Genomic DNA, 17,472 nt, shown 5'->3' with positions numbered 1-17,472 from the left:
CGATCGTTCTTCACGACCCTCACAAACCCAGGGCGTGCCACCTGACACGCACGAGCACCAACATGCAGCCAAGCGCCAACAGCCCAGAACAGCAGCCATCAGACCGTTGAGCGGCAGCTCGTCTCCTCCTCCACGCCTGCACACGAACTGACGCAGGCCGTCGCCAGCGTCCGCAGGCGGGGTGGTCGGCGCAGCATCGGTCCGACGGCGCGGAAGGTCGCGGACGGATCGCACGGCACTCTTGGCCAGTCACCCGAGACGTAGGTGGTTCACACGGAGCCGCAGGCAGCCTGCCCGGGATCCGGTGAAGCGCTCGGGTCGCAGGTACGCGCCGTCCCGTGAGAGGCGCGGACGATCCGCGCAGAATCGTAGGTGGCTCGCTCGGAGGTGTGGGCGGTTTACGCACAGCCGTGTGTGCGCGTCATACGCACTGCCGTGCGCGCGTGTCGTGTGCGCAACCGGGGAGCGCCCCAGTGCAGGCGCGGCCAGTGTGCGCGGAGGCACGCGCTTAGCTTGCGCGGAGGCGTCGTGGCTTGCGCGGGGGCACGCGCTTAGCTTGTGCGCGGAAGCGCGCTGCCCAGCTTGCGCAGAGGCACGCTGCTTAGCTTGCGCGGAGGTGTCGTGGCTTGCGCCGGGTGCGACCGAGACGCTGGTGTGTGCCGCCGCATGGGATGGCATGGGCGGTTCGCGCGCAAGCATGTGCGTGCAGATATCGGGGATTCACCCGGCTCGCGGATTTGTGCCAACCGGCCCTGAGACCGTGCGGGTTCGGCTGCTGGCTAGGCGGTGTGGGGCCCCAGGTGATTTCTTCGTCCTGAGTTGTGAGTGGTTGGGGCGGCTTGGGTTAGGGCTGGACGGGGACTCCGCCTCGCCAGACTCTGAGGGCGCGGAGGCCGAAGGCCCAGGCGAAGGCGCCTTCGTGGTCGGCGTCCCAGAGGACTATGTCGGCGAGCATGCCCGGGGCCAGGGAACCGCGGTCGCCCACGCGGAGCGCGGCGGCTCCGCCCAGGGTGGCTGCGCGGAGGGCCTCGGTGACGCTCAGGCCGAACATCGCCACGGAGAGGCCGATGACGAGGGGCATCGAGGTGATGCCGCACTGGCCCGGGTTGTGGTCGGTGCCGAGGGCCACGGTCACGCCGCGGTCGAGCATGGCGCGGACCGGGGCCGGTGGGCGGGCGCTGTTGAGGGCGCTGCCCGGGCAGACGGTGGCGGTGACACCGGCGTGCGCGAGGGCCTTGATGTCGTCGTCGTTGGCCTGCGTCAGGAGGTCGGCGGAGGCGCAACCCACTTCGGCCGCCACCTGGGCGGCGCCGACGCGTTCGTTGGCGCAGGCGTGCATGCGTGCCTTGAGGCCAGAGCGCTTGCCGGTCAGGAGGAGGGCGCGGGCCTCTTCGGCGGTGAAGTGGCCCTCGTCGCAGTAGACGTCGATCGAGTCGGCGCCGGCCGCGGCGGCGTCGCCGGCCCAGAGGCGGACGGCCTCGATGTAGTCGCGGCGGCGGCCGAAGAACTCCGGCGGCAGGATGTGCGCGGCGAGGAACGTGGCGTGGATGCGCGGCATGGACGGCTCGCCTTCGAGCGAGCGGAGCATGCGGATGTCGGCCAGCTCACCGTCGCGGGTGAGGTGGTAGCCCGTCTTGGCCTCGACGGTGGTGGTGCCGGCGAGGATCCACTGGCGGAGGCGTTCGCGGACGGCGTTGCACAGGGTCCACGGGTCGGTGCCGCGCGTCACGGTGACGGTGGAGTTGACGCCGCCGCCGGCCGCGGTGATCGCGGAATGGGAGGAGCCGCTGGTGCGCATGGCGAGCTCGGCCCAGCGGTTGCCCGCGTACACCGGGTGCGAGTGCGCGTCGATGAGCCCGGGGGTGACCAGGCCGCCGCCGAGGTTCTCCACGTGGTCGACGTCGACGATGTCGTCGATGATGCCGGGAACGCTCTGGGGGAGGTCCGACGCGGGCCCCGCCCAGACGATCCGGTCGTCGTGGATGAGTACGGCGGCGTTGCTGCAGACGTCGGTGCCCGTCCAGAGCCTGCCGATGTTCGTCAACAGCCGTACCGTCATCGGGTCACCGACCTGAATGGATCAATGCGCCGACCGGCACGGGACCGGACGCCGCGGCGAGCTGGGGCGGGCCACCTGCTCTCGACCATGAACGCAGACATGCCATGCAGAGGGCCACCTGCTCTCGATCCGAACGCCGACTGGGTGCCGACGAACTCAGCGTTGGAGGAACAGGTGATCAAATGATCACCTTGAGCAACGAGACCGGAGGTATCGGTTTCGTCACGGTAGTGCACTGAAGGCCCGACCGACAACCTCTGGCCATCAAACGCACCCATCTCGGAAAAGGTTCCGGGAACCCGCTCCTCACCGGGCCGCGACGGCCTCTCGTTCGCGCAGGTCACCGGACCATGACAACCGGACAAAGTTCGCAGATCCCTCGGTAGTCCATCCAATATGCGGTCGTTCCCCATCACTGCCGACGCCCTGTCCTTAGTTCTACGACCGTACGGACTCCCGGAAGCCCGTCAAGCGGAATTGAGAAGCCGTCACCGTAAGGCGACCACCATTAACATTCGCCCGGGCAAAGGCATGCCCGGCCCGTACGACCATTCGCCTCACCCCCGCGCATCCACTCCTGGCCGTCGACAAACGGACGCCCCGTCCGGCCGGCCGTCGCCGCGCTCGGCACCACGGACGGCTCGTTCACCGCACCTCGACGGAGCGGAAGAGTACACGGACTGCGCTTCGAATGGCCCCCCACACAAGCGCAGAACCGCGTGAGCCCAATGGAATCGGCCTCGACGCGGCTCAGCCGGATCGTTCCGGCCGCACCGCCCAGGGCCCCGGGGCGGACCGGGCCATGGCCTCATCCGCCCCGGTAGGACCCTAAGGGCTCGTTCGATCCATCGCACCACTCCGGAGAGTGACGTTAGAACGATACAAAGGTTAGGACGTCGTGACCGTTTGCTCTGCGTAACGCCCGAGCTCCCCTGCCAGGTCAGCGGGTACGCGAGCGTGCAGGACGGTGCCTTCGGCCACGTGCTCCTGCTTGATGACCTCGCCACGCTCGTGCACCTGCGCGACCAGGTCACCGCGATCGTACGGGACGACGGCGTGCAGCTCACGCTCCAAGCCGGGCAGGTCGCGCTCGATCAGCTGGCGGAGCTCGTCCATGCCCTGGCCCGTGCGGGCGGACACGACGACGCTGTGGGGCTCGCGGCGGCGCAGGCGGGCGAGCGTCAGGTCGTCGGCGGCGTCGGCCTTGTTGATGACCACGATCTCGGGGATCGAGTCGGCGCCGATCTCGCGGAGCACGACGCGGACCGCCTCCAGCTGGGCCTCGGGGTCGGCGTCGGAGCCGTCGACCACGTGCAGGATCAGGCCCGCGTCGGTGACCTCTTCGAGGGTGGAGCGGAAGGCCTCGACGAGCTGGTGCGGCAGGTGCCGGACGAACCCGACCGTGTCGGCCAGCGTGTAGGCGCGGCCGTTCGGGGTCTCCGCCCGGCGGACGGTCGGGTCGAGGGTGGCGAACAGCGCGTTCTCCACCAGCACCCCGGCGCCGGTCAGGCGGTTGAGCAGCGACGACTTGCCCGCGTTGGTGTAGCCGGCGATCGCCACGGCAGGGACGGCGTTGCGGCGGCGCTCGCCGCGCTTGGTGTCGCGGGACTTGGCCATCTCGGCGATCTGGCGGCGCAGCTTGGCCATGCGCGTGCGGATCCGGCGCCGGTCCAGCTCGATCTTGGTCTCACCGGGGCCGCGGCCGCCGATGCCGACGCCGCCGGCGGCCCGGCCGCCGACCTGCCGGGACAGGTTGCCGCCCCAGCCGCGCAGGCGCGGCAGGAGGTAGTCGAGCTGCGCGAGCTCGACCTGGGCCTTGCCCTCGCGGCTCTTGGCGTGCTGGGCGAAGATGTCGAGGATCAGCGCGGTCCGGTCGATGACCTTGACCTGGACGATCTCTTCGAGGTGCCGCAGCTGGCTGGGCGCGAGCTCGCCGTCGCAGATGACGGTGTCGGCGCCGGTGGAGATGACGATGTCGCGCAGCTCGGCGGCCTTGCCGGAGCCGATGTACGTGGCGGCGTCGGGACGCGTGCGGCGCTGGGACAGGCCTTCGAGCACCTCCGAGCCCGCCGTCTCGGCGAGCAGCGCGAGCTCGCGCAGGGAGTTCTCCGCCTCGTCGGCGGTGCCTTCGGTCCAGACGCCCACCAGGACGACCCGTTCGAGCCGCAGAGCCCGGTACTCGACCTCGGTGACGTCGGTCAGTTCGGTGGAGAGTCCCGCGACGCGGCGGAGCGCCCGCCGGTCTTCGAGGTCGAGCTCGCCGGTCAGCGGCTCGCCGTCCTCGCCCGTCATCAGCCGGTCGTCGAAGACGACGTCCCGGTCGTCGAAGCTCTCGATCTCGTCCCGCTCGATCTCGTTGCGGATCTTGGTCTCCTGGTCTGCGAAGAAAACGTGGGTCATATGCCTTGTTCAACACCGCCGCGCGGGCGCGTCTTCCCTCACGTCCGGGCGATCGTCTCACGTCCACGACCACGCGGTCATTCGATTATCCCCCTGCCATCCGGGGATACCCAGCGGGCCATCCCTCACCCCTCTCGGGCTTCCGGCGACCGAGCACGGCAGGACCTGGGGAGGGACGACGCGGCGGCGCGAAGCAACCGAGTCGGGCGCGGCGAAGGCAAGCGAACCGGCTGCGCCGAGGAGGAGGCCTAGGAGGAGGCCGGGGAGGAGCAAGTCGGCAGGCCGGGGCGCGTGCACGGTGTGGCCACCCGCTTTGACCGGCTCCCGTACCGGCGAGTAGCGTTCTCCACATAACAGAAGCAGAATTTCACGATACGAAAGGGCAGCCAGATGACCGCACTCGAAGGCGTGGAGGTCACCGGCCCCCTCCACGAGCGCTACGACGAGATCCTCACGCCTGAGGCGCTCGGCCTGGTCGCCGCGCTGCAGCGCGAGCTCGGCGCCCGGCGCCCGGCGCTTCTGCGGGCCCGCGCCGACCGGCAGGCGCGCCTGTCCGCGGGCGGCACCCTGGACTTCCTGCCGGAGACCGCCGAGGTCCGCGCCGACGAGACCTGGCGGGTCGCGTCGCCGGCGCCCGGCCTGGAGGACCGCCGGGTCGAGATCACCGGTCCGACCGACCGGAAGATGACGATCAACGCGCTCAACTCCGGCGCCAAGGTGTGGCTGGCCGACTTCGAGGACGCCAACACGCCGCTCTGGAACAACATGATCGAGGGCCAGCTCAACCTGCGCGACGCCCTCGACCGCACGATCGACTTCACCGACCCCAAGTCCGGCAAGTCCTACGCGCTCAAGGCCGACGACGAGCTGGCCACCATCGTGGTCCGGCCCCGCGGCTGGCACATGGAGGAGAAGCACCTCCTCGTCGACGGCGAGCCGGTGTCCGGGTCGCTCTTCGACTTCGCCCTCTACTTCTTCCACAGCGCGCGCCGCCAACTGGAGAAGGGCAAGGGCCCGTACTACTACCTGCCCAAGATGGAGAGCCACCTCGAGGCGCGGCTCTGGAACGACGCGTTCAACCTCGCCCAGGACACCCTGGAGATCCCGCGCGGCACCATCCGCGCCACCGTGCTGATCGAGACCATCCCGGCCGCGTTCGAGATGGAAGAGATCCTCTACGAGCTCCGCGACCACTCCGCGGGCCTGAACGCGGGCCGCTGGGACTACCTCTTCTCGGTCATCAAGAAGTTCCGGGACCGCGGCGCCGACTTCGTCCTGCCCGAGCGGAACGCGATCACCATGACCGCCCCGTTCATGCGCGCGTACACCGAACTGCTGGTGCGCACCTGCCACAAGCGCGGCGCCCACGCGATCGGCGGCATGGCCGCGTTCATCCCGTCCCGCAAGGACGAGGAGGTCAACAAGATCGCCCTGGAGAAGGTGCGGGCCGACAAGACCCGCGAGTCCGGCGACGGCTTCGACGGCTCCTGGGTCGCGCACCCCGACCTGGTGCCGATCTGCCGCGAGGTCTTCGACGGCGTGCTGGGCGACAGGCCCAACCAGCGCGACCGGCTCCGCGAGGACGTGCGGGTCTCGGCCGCCGACCTGCTCAACGTGGCCGCGACGCCGGGCGACATCACCGAGGCGGGGCTGCGCGGCAACGTCGACGTGGCGCTGCGCTACCTGGCCACCTGGCTGAACGGGTCGGGCGCGGTGGCGATCCACAACCTGATGGAGGACGCCGCGACGGCGGAGATCTCCCGCTCCCAGGTGTGGCAGTGGATCTACAACGGCATCTCCACCAAGGAGGGCCGGAAGATCACCAAGGACTGGGTCGAGCAGATCCTGGACGAGGAGCTCGCCAAGATCCGCGAGGAGCTCGGCGACGCCTACAACGAGCCGCGCTTCAACGAGGCCGTGGCGCTCTTCAAGGACGTCACGCTCGCGGACGAGTACAAGGAGTTCCTGACTACTCCCGCGTACGTCCGCTTCCCGTAGGCACGACGGCGACTGCGGGATCACCCCGTCCGGGGCGGCACTCCCGCCGGAAAAGACGGGGTGATCTTGCAGTCGTTCGAGTCGGGGGAGGAAGCTGAAGGGGCGAGGGGAGGTGGGGGGGATGGATGAAGCACTCCCCGCGCTCGCGGCACTGGCCGGGCGGCTGGCCGGAGCGCTCGGCGCCGAGGCCGTCATCACCGATCCGGTGCGGCTGCGGACGTACGAATGCGACGGGCTGACCAACCACCGCGCCATGCCCGCGATCGTCGTGCTGCCCGAGACCGCCGAGCAGATCGCGGCGGTCGTCCGGGAGTGCGCGGCGGCAGGCGTGCCGTACGTGGCGCGCGGGTCGGGCACGGGGCTGTCGGGCGGCGCGCTCCCCCGGACGGACGGCGTGCTGATCGTCACGTCCCGGATGCGCCGCGTTCTGGAGATCGACATTCCGAACCAGCGCGCGGTGGTCGAGCCCGGCGTGATCAACCTCGACGTGAGCCGCGCCGTCCGCCCGTACGGCTACTACTTCGCGCCCGACCCCTCCAGCCAGCAGATCTGCTCGGTCGGGGGCAACGTGGCGGAGAACTCCGGCGGCGCCCACTGCCTCAAATACGGCTTCACCGCCCACCACGTCCTCGCCTGCGAGATCGTCACGCCGGACGGTGAGCTGGTCACCCTGGCCGCCGGCGATCCCGGCTATGACCTGCTGGGCGCGTTCGTCGGCTCTGAGGGAACGCTCGGCATCACGACCAAGATCACGGTCCGGCTGACGCGCGTGCCCGAGACCGTGCAGACGCTCCTGGCCGCGTACGACTCGATCGAGGCCGGCGGGACGGCCGTCTCGGCGATCATCGGCGCGGGCGTCGTGCCGGCGGCGATCGAGATGATGGACGCGCTGTCCATCGAGGCCGCCGAGGCGTCGGTCGCGTGCGGCTACCCGCCCGGTGCCGGCGCCGTCCTCATCGTCGAGCTGGACGGCCCCGAGCCCGAGGTCGCGGCCCAGTTCGCCGAGGTGGAACGGCTGTGCCGCGAGGCGGGCACGTTCGAGATCCGTATCGCCGCCGATGATGCCGCGCGGGCCCTGATCTGGCGCGGACGTAAATCCGCCTTCGCCGCCGTAGGCCGCATCAGCCCGGCCTATATCGTCCAGGACGGCGTGATCCCACGTACGGCGCTACCTCAGGTCCTCGCCAGGATCGACGCGCTCTCGGCAGAGTCGGGCGTGCGCGTCGCCAACGTCTTCCATGCGGGCGACGGCAACCTGCACCCGCTGGTGCTCTTCGACGACGCCGAGCCAGGCGCGGCTCAACGCGCCGAAGAAGTCTCCGGCAAAATCCTCGACCTCTGCATCGAGCACGGCGGCTCCATCACAGGCGAGCACGGCGTGGGCGTCGACAAGGCCCGCTACATGTCCCGGATGTTCAGCGACACCGATCTCGACACGATGCAGATGGTGCGCTGCGGTTTCGACCCGGCAGGTCTATGCAACCCAGGCAAGGTCTTCCCGACGCCTCGCCTCTGCGGGGAGGTGCCGGGCGTACGGAAGGGCCCGCACCCGTACGAAGGAAAGGCGGACATCTTCTGATGGGCGGCTCCCTGGACCCCCTGGACGCGCTGGCGAAAGTCTGTGGTGACGTACGGCCGGGAGAGCCCGAGGAAGGCGTTCTCGGCGTCGCCCCAGGAGTCGTGGCCACGCCCTCGACAGTGGCCGAGGCCGCCGAGCTCATGCGTGCCGCCGCCGAGCAGAAGCTCGCCGTCATCCCCCGAGGCGGCGAGACGCGCCTCGACTGGGGCCTGCCGCCGGATCGCTGCGACGTTCTCCTCGACACCTCACGGCTGGACCGCGTCATCGAACACGCCGCCGGTGACCTGGTCGTCAAGGCAGAGGCCGGGCTTCCGATGGAACGGCTCGCCGAGGTGCTGGCCGAACGCCGCCAGCGGCTGTCGCTCGACGTGCCCCTCCCCGGCTCCACGGTCGGCGGGACGATCGCCACCGGCGCCGCGGGGCCCCTCCGGCTGCTGTACGGATCGCCCCGCGACCTGGTCATCGGCCTCACCATCGTGCGTGCGGACGGGCAGATCGCACGTTCGGGCGGCAAGGTCGTCAAGAACGTGGCGGGGTACGACTTGGGACGGCTGTTCGCCGGTTCGTACGGAACGCTTGGCCTCATCGTCGAAGCCGCGTTCCGCCTGCATCCGGTGCCCGCGGCCCACGCCTACGTCACCACCCGCATAGCGGACGCGGCAAAGGCACACGAGGCCGTCCAGGCCGTCCTCCACTCCCCCGTCGCCCCAAGCGCCCTCGAATGCGACGTCTCCCCAGGTGCCACGCCAGGCGCCTCCCCTGGTGCTTCGCCAGACGCCTCTCCAGAGTCGCCCCCAGGTGCCTCCCGGCAGTCGTCCTCAGGCGCCTCGCCAGAGCCTTCCCCAGCGTCCTCCCTGGAGGCGTCCTCGGACGCTTCCGCAACCGCGTCTTCTGGCGGCATCACGCTCGGCGTGCTCTTGGAAGGCGTTCCAGATGGCGTGGCCGCCCGCGCCACCCATGTCGCAGATTTCCTAGGCCCGGACGCTCACATCAGCCAGGAGCCACCCGCCTGGTGGGGCGCCTATCCCGATGGCACGACCCTCATAGAAGTCACCGCCCCTCCATCCGCCCTCCGGCCCCTCCTAGATGACCTGTCCTCAAATGCGGCTTCGACAGTGCGGTGGTCTGCGTCCGGCAAGGGATATGTGGGGCTGACAGCGAATGCGGACGAGGTAGCTGAAGTGCTGGCGCGCCTACGCGCGACGCTTGGCGAACACCGGGGCGGCGCCGTGGTGCGGTACGCGCCTGAAGGTGTGCGCACGGCCGACGATGTGTGGGGGCCCGTGCCCGCGCTGACGTTGATGCGCCGGGTGAAGGACCAGTTCGATCCGGAGCACCGGCTGTCCCCTGGCCGTTTCGTGGGAGGAATCTGATGACCGCGCCACAGGACCTCCCTGAACCGGTCGTGGGAACGCCCAGGGCCACTTCTCCGGACCTTCTCGGCGGCGGCGAGTTGCCGAAGCTGCTCGGAGACTGCGTGCACTGTGGGTTCTGCCTGCCGACATGTCCCACGTACGTGTTGTGGGGCGAGGAGATGGACTCGCCGCGCGGCCGCATCCATCTCATGCAGCAGCACGCCGAGGGGACGCCGCTGACCGGGCCGATGGTCGAGCACTTCGACCGGTGCCTGGGCTGCATGGCGTGCGTCACGGCGTGCCCGTCCGGCGTCCAGTACGACCGGCTGATCGAGCTCACCCGGGCCGAGGTCGAACGCGAGCACCCCCGGTCGGCCAGGGAACGCCTCGTCCGCGAAGCGATTTTCAAGCTGTTCCCCTACCCCGCCCGCCTCCGGGCCCTGCGCGGCCCGCTCCGCGCGTATCAGCGGACGGGCCTCGACCGGCTCGTCCGCCGCAGCGGCGTCCTGGAGCGCCTGTCGCCGGCCCTCGCCGCCATGGAACGTCTCGCGCCGCCGCTCGGCCGCGCGCAGCGCCTCCCCGAGCGCGTCGCCGCACGGGGCGACCGGCGCGCGACGGTCGGGATGCTGACCGGTTGCGTGCAGCGGGAGTTCTTCCCCGGCGTGAACGCGGCGACCGCGCGTGTGCTGGCGATGGAGGGCTGCGACGTCGTCATCCCCAAGCAGCAGGGGTGCTGCGGGGCGCTCTCTCTGCACTCCGGTCGCGACGACGAGGCGCGTGACTTCGCGCGCCGGACGATCGTGGCGTTCGAGGCCGTGGACGTGATCGTGGTGAACGCGGCGGGCTGCGGTTCGGCGATGAAGGAGTACGCGAAGCTGCTCGCGGACGATCCCGCCTGGGCGGGGCGGGCCGAGGCGCTGTCGGTCAAGACGAGGGATCTGGCCGAGTTCCTCGCGGAGATCGGTCCCCGAGCGGAACGGCGGCCAGTTCCGGCCACGGTCGCGTATCACGACGCCTGCCATCTCGCGCACGCGCAGGGCGTCCGCAGCCAGCCGCGCGCCCTGCTCGCCGGCATCCCGGAGCTGGTCGTGCGGGAGATCGCCGACCCCGAGCTGTGCTGCGGCTCGGCCGGGACGTACAACATCCTCCAGCCGGCGGCCGCCGCCGAGCTCGGCGGCCGCAAGGCCCAGAACGTAAGGGCCACCGAGGCCGAGCTGCTCGTCGCCGCGAACCCCGGCTGCTCCATGCAGATCGCCACCGCGCTGGCCCGGCAGGGCACGCACATCGCGGTCGCGCACACGGCCGAGGTCCTGGACGCGTCGCTCCGCGGCCTCGGCGCCGGCCCCCTCCTTAAGCGATCTTCGTAGAGATCTGACCGGCTTTTCCGCCTAATCCACTTTGGTAACACGCCGTCACGATCATTACGAACGCCCTGCTATGGTGACTGCCCCCAGGGATAGGGAATGCTTACCGGGCCTCGTGTGACAGGGCCCGCCGGAGCACCCGAACCCGCAGGCGGGTCCGGCGACGCGCCCGCCCGCGGCAGCAGGCAGGCCCGACGACGCGCCTGAACCTGATGGGGGTGAGGTCCGAGGACTGTGCTGGAGAGCCCGAGGAGCGCGACACCATGTCCAACAGCTACCGTTCCCATCACCGCCGGAAGAAGAGCAGCGCGGGCAAGGTCGGCCTGGCCGGCGTGCTCACGGGCGCCATCGGGATCGCGGCCGTGGCGGGCGGAATCCTCATCCTGCGCCCCGGCTCGGACGGCGACGCCGAGACCACGACGTCGCCGCCGCTCTCCAGCCAGCTGAACAACGCGCCGGCGCCCGCGCCCGCCCCCAAGGTCGGACCGGCGCTGAGCATCACCACTCCCGAGGGCTACGCCTACAGCCTCGCCGCCTCGAGGACGGGCGTCGACTCCAAGCCGCTGAACGACAGCACCCCCGCACCGGCCGGTCTGACCTACGCGTACGCCGAGTACGTGATCACGAACAACCAGAAGCGCCCGGTCCTGCTGGACTTCCCCGCCGACATCTTCCTGCCGCGCGCAGAGGTGCCGAGGGACGCACAGAATCGCTGCATGCCCCAGGCCGGCATCCCGGCGGGGATGTGCACTCTCCCCAACCACAGCAAGGTGACGGCGCGCCTGGACGACTCGGAGCCGCCCATCCAGGACGAGGGCGACACTCTCATTCCTGTGGGCGCCTCGTACCTCGTCCGGATCGCCACGGACCTGCCCGTGAACGAGACCCTTTCCACCGAGGACATCAAGCTCTACGTGTGGAACGCCCGCTACACCAGCGACCGCAAGGGCATAGAACTAGCCCGCCCCCAGCCCGCCACCTGACCGGACGCACTACCTGGCCGGGGCCTCTGGACGGCCGGGCGCCGGCTCGGACCTGCACGGGGATTCAGGTCCGAGCCGACTTCACCTCCTGATGGCGGCATGGTGCGGCCGGGGTGGCGGAGTTGTGAAGAACGAATACTCGTTTTATATTGCGGGCATGCCACGAGTCAGCGAAGAGCACCTGGAACGCCGGCGCGCGCAGATCCTCGACGCCGCGCGGGCCTGTTTCATCCGCAAGGGCTTCCACGAGACGTCCATGCAGGACATCTTCGCCGAATCGGGCCTCTCCGCGGGAGCCGTCTACCGATACTTCAAGAGCAAGACCGAGATCATCGAGGCGCTGGCCTCGGTCGCGATCGGGGGCCTCGCCGGTTACGTCTCCGAGGTCCTCAAGGAGGATCCCGTCCCGCCGCTGGACGACGCGGTCGGCCGCCTGACCCAGCTGATCGTCACGATGGTCGGCCCCGACGACACCCTCCGCCTCGCGCCCCAGGCGTGGGCCCTCGCGATGTACGACGAACAATTCGGCACCTACGTCCGCACCAGGATGACCGAGGTCCGCCAGCTCTGGATCATGTACGTGGAGCGCCTGCGCGACGCCGGCATGGTCCCGCCCGACACCGATTGCACCGCCGCCGGCAAGGCCCTCTTCGGCATGATGCCGGGCTTCGTCATCCAGTACCTCCTCGTGGGCGACCTCACCTCGGAAGAGTTCCGCCGGGGCCTCCGTTCGCTCGCCTCCCCCGCGACTCTCGCCCCGGATCCCGCCTGACGGCGTTTCTACCCCGGCCCGGACACGCTCAGCGGGGCGCGTCACGTTCCGCTCGGCCACATCTCCGTGGCGTGCCGGTACGCCGCGGCTCGACGGAAGGCGCGGGTAGCCTGGCCAAGGCATGTCAATAGAGAGCCGATGCCGCCTCCAGGGCGTGGGGACGGCAGCGATCACCAGCGTCCGGCGATCTTAAGACGGGGGACGGGGCGCGATCGCGAGCGAACCGCCAGTTCCCACCAGCGCCCGGCGGCCGTCGAGGCCCGTTCCCCGCGAAGGTCGGATAGTGCCGTTTCTTGCACTGTGCGGCTAGAGTCACGACCACCCCCGCCGCCACGACTCCTTGCCAGACGTGCGGCGGAGGCGCAACCCCGCCTACGTACGACCACCCCGCGCATACCGAAATCCCCCTTTTTTGCATCGCCCGCGCGACCCCGGTTACACGCGGGTGACGAGGCGATTCTCCACACCCCGCAGTCCCGATGTCCTGAGGCGGCCGCCCCTGCGTCATCAGGACATGACCCTGAAGCTTTACCATTCCATTACTTTTTGACTCGGGGAGCGTGGATGGTCACGGTGAGGCACGACCAGCGGGCCGCCGCCCGGGGAGCGTTTCTGCTCGCCGTGACGGCGGTCGTGGTCGTGTGCGCCTCGCTCCTGCTCGGCCTGGACGTGCCCGAGAGCCGGCGGATGGTCTGGTGGCATCCGGAGATCGTGATCGCGCTCTTCTGGACGCCCGTCGCCGCGTTCCTGATCCGGCATCGCCCCGGGCTCCGGGTGGGCTGGGTGATGCTCGTGGCGGGGTTCAGCGCGTCGGTCTACGTGCTGTCCCTCAATCTCGGGCCCTGGCTCGACGAGCACGGCTGGTTCGGGGCCGGGTTCTTCCTGTGGCTGAGCCACTGGCTGTGGGCGGTCGACACGTTCGTCCTCACCCTCGTCATGCCGCTGATCTTCCCGGACGGGCGGCCGGTCTCCCGGCACTTCCGGCCGGTGCTGGTGCTGGCCTGCGCGATTCCACTGATCGTCTGCGTGCACCTGACGGTCGACCCGGACGCGCGGAGCTTCCACAACGGCGTCTCGGTCTACCCGCTCCAGGACGTCCCCTGGCCCATCGGCACGCTGATCGTCGGCACGCTGCTGCTGAGCATGGTGTCGATGGTCGTCCGGTTCGTGCAGTCGCCGCCCGACGTGCGGCGGCAGATCGGCTGGGTCATCTACCCGGGCGTCCTCGGGCAGGCGATCATCTGGATCGGCGAGGTCACCCCGATCGGCGATCCGATCCGCAACACCACGATCGCGGCGGTCCCGATCTGCATCGCGATCGCCATCACCCGCTACCGGCTGTACGACATCGACGTGGTCATCAACCGCACCCTCGTGTACGCCGGCCTCGTCATCGTGATCACCGGCGTCTACTTCGCGCTGGTCGGGGCCACCAGCCTCCTCGTCGCCGACCGGGGATCGCTGGCCGGGCTGGCGGGCGCGATCGCGGCGGGCGCGGTCTTCGAGCCGGCGCGCCGGCGGCTCCAGCGCGCGGTCGACCGGCTGCTGCACGGCGAGCGCGACCCGTACCGGCTCGCCGACGGGATCAACCGGCGCCTCCAGGCCGCCGCCGACCCGGCCGCCGCGCTGGCCGTGGCCGCCGAGGCCGTCCGCGAGGCGCTGCACGCGAACGGCGTCATCATCGAGGTGCTCGACCGGGACGGCCGCGCGGCCACCTCCGACAGCGGGAAGATGGACGAGCGGCCCGAGGTGATCCCGCTCGTCTGGCACGGCGAGCCCGTCGGGCGCCTGCTCTTCTCCCGCCGCCGCACGCCCGACCTGCGCCTGGCCTCGATCCTCGCCTGCAACCTCGCCGAGTTGGCGAACGCGGCGCGGCTGGCCGCCGACGTGCAGCGCTCTCGTGAACGCATTCTGCGTACGCGCGAGGAGGAACGCCGCCGTCTGCGCCGCGATCTGCATGACGGGCTAGGCCCGACCTTGGCCAGCCTCGCGATGACCGTGGACGCGGCACGCATCACCCTTAAGCGCGACCCGGAAGCTGTGGACGCCCTCCTGGAAGAACTGCGTTCCACCATGGGACGGACGATCGGCGACATCCGCGACCTCGTCTACGGCCTCCGTCCGCCCGCGCTGGACGACCTGGGCCTGGCGGGCGCCATCCGCGCCCTCGGCGGAGTGGTCTCGACGGAGGACGGCCCCCGTGTCGACGTCCACGTGGAGGGCGACCTGTCGAGTCTCCCTGCCGCCGCCGAGGTCGCCGCCTACCGCATCGTCCAGGAAGCCCTTACCAACGTGCACCGGCACGCCAGAGCCCGCGCCGCCGTCGTCCACCTCAACATGAACGGCGACCTCCACGTCACCGTTGGAGACGACGGGGTCGGCCTTCCCCCGGACGTTCGTTCTGGCATCGGCATGTCGTCCATGCGCGAACGCGCCGCGGAGCTGGGCGGGTCGTGTTCAGTCGGCCCCGCCCCCAACGGCGGGACCGTGGTGAGCGCCCGCCTTCCCATCCCCCCATGACCCCGCTCCGCTCGACCATCAACCGGCTCTCGAAAACACAAACGTGTCTGATCGCGGCGCGACCTTCAACCAGAGGAGGGCGTGGACGCGGCTCACAGGGAATCTGAGAAGCGTTCAGGCACGAATGGGACTCCGCAGCAGGGTGGCGGCTCTGAGGCGCCAGAGAGGCCGTTCACGGGGCCCTTTACCGCCGTGATCCCGCAGGGGTAACAGCGGAAGCGGGACCACGGCGGAAGAGGACGCACCCCCACAATGCATGAGGGCCGGTGACCGCCCCCCGCCAAGAAGGTCGCCACCGGCCCTCGGGCTCCGCTCCGGTGCCGGGGCTCCCATCCCGGACCCGTGCGGGCCTTTCCACCAGGAGGTGTGCACGACCGAAGTTAAGCCCCGGGGGGTCCCGCCAGTGAGGGACATCTGTCCCGGTCCTTCCGGGACGAACAGCTACAACGGCTCTGATCTCGATAAATACCGAACAGTTTCCTCAGACGTCGACATATGCCACAGCGGTACGCCGCGGCTAGGCGAGCCAGTCCGGGCGGAGCTCGCCCTCGGCGACCAGGACGGCCGGGCCCTTGAGGTAGCTGGTCTCGCCGTCGAGGGTCACGGTGACGCGGCCGCCCAGGACGTCGATGATCCATTCGCCCCGCGGGAGCTCGCCGCCGGCGACCGCGCCCGAGCCGGTCGCCGCCGCCAGCGCGGTGGCCACGGTGCCGGTGCCGCAGGAGCGGGTCTCGCCGGAGCCGCGCTCGTACACCCGCATCTCCAGGTGGTGATCCCCGACGAACCGGAAGAACTCGACGTTGACGCCCTCCGGGAAGGCCTCCGGGTCGAAGTCCGGCGCGCGGCTCAGATCGAGGACTGCGACCGGCTCGTCGATGCGGCAGGCCAGGTGCGGGTTGCCCACCGAGACGCGCTTGCCCGCGTACGGGCGTCCGCCGACGGAGGCCTCGCCGGCGCCCTGGTAGACGGGCGCGCCCATGTCCACGCGCACGTCACCGGTCTCGCCCAGCGTGACGCGGCGCAGCCCGGCGCGGGTGGCCAGATTCCACTCGCCGGGCGCCGCGAGGCCCGCGTCGACCAGATATCTGGCCAGAACGCGCACGCCGTTGCCGCACATCTCCGCGATGTTGCCGTCGGAGTTCCGGTAGTCCATGAACCACTCGGCGTCTCCGGCGAAGGCCTCCAGGGCGGGGTCGCCGGCGGTCTTCGTCCGGACGACGCGCAGCACCCCGTCCGCGCCGATCCCGGCACGCCGGTCGCAGAGGCGGACGACCATCTCGGGCGTCAGTTCGAGCCCGCCGTCGGGATCCGGCAGGATCACAAAGTCGTTCTCGGTCCCGTGGCCCTTGATGAAACGCATGTCCCGATCGTATTGGCTGCGGCCGCGACTCATCGCGTCAGAAGCGCGGCGGCCCATCGCGCCAAAGCAGGGCGGCTCATCGCGCCTGAACCACGGCGGCCTAGCGCGTCAGAGCCAGCGCCTGTTCGAGGAGGTCGGGCGCGTCGTACGGCAGCCAATGGACGCGCGGATCGCGGCTGAACCACGATTCCTGGCGCCGCGCGAAGCGCTTCGTTGCCCGGATCGTCTCTTCCCTGGCCTGCTCCTCGGTCCACTCCCCCGCCAGGAAGCGCAGCACCTGGGCGTAGCCGAGGGCACGCCCGGCCGTCAGACCTTCTCGGAGCCCCTCTCCCTCAAGCTTGCGCACCTCATCGACCAGCCCTGCCTCCCACATCCGGGCGACACGCAGCGCGATGCGCTCGTCCAGCTCGGGGCGTGGCACGGCGAGACCGATCTGTACGGCGTCGTACCGGTATCGGTGCTCGGGCATGGTCGCGGTGAACGGACGCCCGGTGATCTCGATGACCTCCAGCGCGCGGACGATGCGCCGCCCGTTGCTGGGCAGGATCGCGTCCGCCGCCTTGGGATCGCGCTCCCGCAGCCGTTCGTGCAGCACGCCGGAACCCACCGCGGCGAGCTCGTCCTCCAGCCGCGCCCGGACGGCCGGATCCGTGCCCGGAAACTCCAGATGATCGAGCGCGGCGCGCACGTACAGTCCGGACCCCCCGACCAGCACGGGAATCGCGCCGCGCCCGTGAACCTCGTCGATCGTCTCGGCGCTGAGCCGCTGGAACTCGGCGACGCTGGCGGTCACCGTCACCTCCCAGAGATCGAGCAGATGGTGCGGAACGCCGCGCATCTCGCCCGGCGTGAGCTTCGCGGTGCCGATGTCCATGCCCCGGTAGAACTGCATCGAGTCGGCGTTGACCGCCTCGCCGCCCAGGCGCAGCGCCAGATCCACGGCGAGATCGGACTTGCCGGCGGCGGTCGCTCCCACGACGGCGATGACGTTTGCTGAGGTCACAGTCATGATTCTGTCAATGGAATGGGTATGGGTCCTGGTGTACGGGCGTCGTCCGGCTCGGCCGGCGCCAGGGGACGTG

General features: G+C 70.3%; 11 protein-coding genes. 7 read left to right on the top strand and 4 right to left on the bottom strand.

What is annotated here, in order from left to right:
• Positions 1 to 844 precede the first annotated feature (844 nt).
• Both hutI and hflX read right to left on the bottom strand, forming a co-directional pair.
• Positions 845 to 2,059, bottom strand: a complete 1,215-nt coding sequence (hutI, locus tag ACGFNU_RS10765) for an imidazolonepropionase (protein ID WP_392592224.1) — start codon at positions 2,057 to 2,059, stop codon at positions 845 to 847.
• Positions 2,060 to 2,947: 888 nt separating this feature from the next.
• Entirely contained in the window at positions 2,948 to 4,351 is a 1,404-nt protein-coding gene (hflX, locus tag ACGFNU_RS10760) for a GTPase HflX (RefSeq protein ID WP_392593493.1), read from the bottom strand.
• Positions 4,352 to 4,849: 498 nt separating this feature from the next.
• On the opposite strand from hflX, the gene aceB reads away from it, so the two are divergent.
• From aceB to ACGFNU_RS10725, 7 genes are all read left to right on the top strand, one after another.
• On the top strand, positions 4,850 to 6,457 hold the full coding sequence (gene aceB, locus ACGFNU_RS10755) for a malate synthase A (RefSeq protein WP_392592222.1): 1,608 nt from the start codon (positions 4,850 to 4,852) through the stop codon (positions 6,455 to 6,457).
• 121 nt (positions 6,458 to 6,578) lie between these two features.
• On the top strand, positions 6,579 to 8,036 hold the full coding sequence (locus ACGFNU_RS10750) for an FAD-linked oxidase C-terminal domain-containing protein (RefSeq protein ID WP_392592220.1): 1,458 nt from the start codon (positions 6,579 to 6,581) through the stop codon (positions 8,034 to 8,036).
• Positions 8,036 to 9,409: an FAD-binding oxidoreductase gene (locus ACGFNU_RS10745; RefSeq protein ID WP_392592218.1), complete on the top strand. Its 1,374-nt coding sequence runs from the start codon at positions 8,036 to 8,038 to the stop codon at positions 9,407 to 9,409. Before ACGFNU_RS10750 ends, ACGFNU_RS10745 begins: the two co-directional genes overlap by 1 nt.
• Entirely contained in the window at positions 9,409 to 10,758 is a 1,350-nt protein-coding gene (locus tag ACGFNU_RS10740) for a (Fe-S)-binding protein (RefSeq protein WP_392592216.1), read from the top strand. The genes ACGFNU_RS10745 and ACGFNU_RS10740 overlap by 1 nt, the downstream gene beginning before the upstream one ends.
• Before the next feature lie 260 nt (positions 10,759 to 11,018).
• A complete protein-coding gene (locus ACGFNU_RS10735; protein WP_392592214.1) occupies positions 11,019 to 11,738 on the top strand; it encodes a hypothetical protein in 720 nt (239 codons plus the stop codon).
• A 157-nt stretch (positions 11,739 to 11,895) separates the two neighbouring features.
• Positions 11,896 to 12,510: a TetR/AcrR family transcriptional regulator gene (locus tag ACGFNU_RS10730; RefSeq protein ID WP_392592212.1), complete on the top strand. Its 615-nt coding sequence runs from the start codon at positions 11,896 to 11,898 to the stop codon at positions 12,508 to 12,510.
• 564 nt (positions 12,511 to 13,074) lie between these two features.
• Complete coding sequence (locus tag ACGFNU_RS10725) at positions 13,075 to 15,030, top strand: sensor histidine kinase (protein ID WP_392592210.1); 1,956 nt, start codon at positions 13,075 to 13,077, stop codon at positions 15,028 to 15,030.
• 517 nt (positions 15,031 to 15,547) lie between these two features.
• On the opposite strand, the gene dapF is transcribed toward ACGFNU_RS10725, so the two are convergent.
• On the bottom strand, positions 15,548 to 16,390 hold the full coding sequence (gene dapF, locus ACGFNU_RS10720; protein WP_392592208.1) for a diaminopimelate epimerase: 843 nt from the start codon (positions 16,388 to 16,390) through the stop codon (positions 15,548 to 15,550).
• 100 nt (positions 16,391 to 16,490) lie between these two features.
• On the bottom strand, positions 16,491 to 17,399 hold the full coding sequence (miaA, locus tag ACGFNU_RS10715; RefSeq protein ID WP_392592206.1) for a tRNA (adenosine(37)-N6)-dimethylallyltransferase MiaA: 909 nt from the start codon (positions 17,397 to 17,399) through the stop codon (positions 16,491 to 16,493).
• Between the last annotated feature and the right edge of the window lie 73 nt (positions 17,400 to 17,472).

The sequence above is a fragment of the Spirillospora sp. NPDC048911 genome, from assembly GCF_043198015.1.
GTDB lineage: Bacteria > Actinomycetota > Actinomycetes > Streptosporangiales > Streptosporangiaceae > Spirillospora.
This window is presented reverse-complemented; position numbering and strand designations above follow the sequence as displayed.

Bases quoted from the DNA above. Each gene is read 5' to 3' on its own strand.
- ACGFNU_RS10730 (WP_392592212.1), top strand. From the start codon at position 11,896: ATGCCACGAGTCAGCGAAGAGCACCTGGAACGCCGGCGCGCGCAGATC.
- hflX (WP_392593493.1), bottom strand. From the start codon at position 4,351: ATGACGGGCGAGGACGGCGAGCCGCTGACCGGCGAGCTCGACCTCGAA.
- ACGFNU_RS10745 (WP_392592218.1), top strand. From the start codon at position 8,036: ATGGGCGGCTCCCTGGACCCCCTGGACGCGCTGGCGAAAGTCTGTGGT.
- ACGFNU_RS10750 (WP_392592220.1), top strand. From the start codon at position 6,579: ATGGATGAAGCACTCCCCGCGCTCGCGGCACTGGCCGGGCGGCTGGCC.
- aceB (WP_392592222.1), top strand. From the start codon at position 4,850: ATGACCGCACTCGAAGGCGTGGAGGTCACCGGCCCCCTCCACGAGCGC.
- ACGFNU_RS10740 (WP_392592216.1), top strand. From the start codon at position 9,409: ATGACCGCGCCACAGGACCTCCCTGAACCGGTCGTGGGAACGCCCAGG.
- miaA (WP_392592206.1), bottom strand. From the start codon at position 17,399: ATGACTGTGACCTCAGCAAACGTCATCGCCGTCGTGGGAGCGACCGCC.
- ACGFNU_RS10735 (WP_392592214.1), top strand. From the start codon at position 11,019: ATGTCCAACAGCTACCGTTCCCATCACCGCCGGAAGAAGAGCAGCGCG.
- ACGFNU_RS10725 (WP_392592210.1), top strand. From the start codon at position 13,075: ATGGTCACGGTGAGGCACGACCAGCGGGCCGCCGCCCGGGGAGCGTTT.
- hutI (WP_392592224.1), bottom strand. From the start codon at position 2,059: ATGACGGTACGGCTGTTGACGAACATCGGCAGGCTCTGGACGGGCACC.
- dapF (WP_392592208.1), bottom strand. From the start codon at position 16,390: ATGCGTTTCATCAAGGGCCACGGGACCGAGAACGACTTTGTGATCCTG.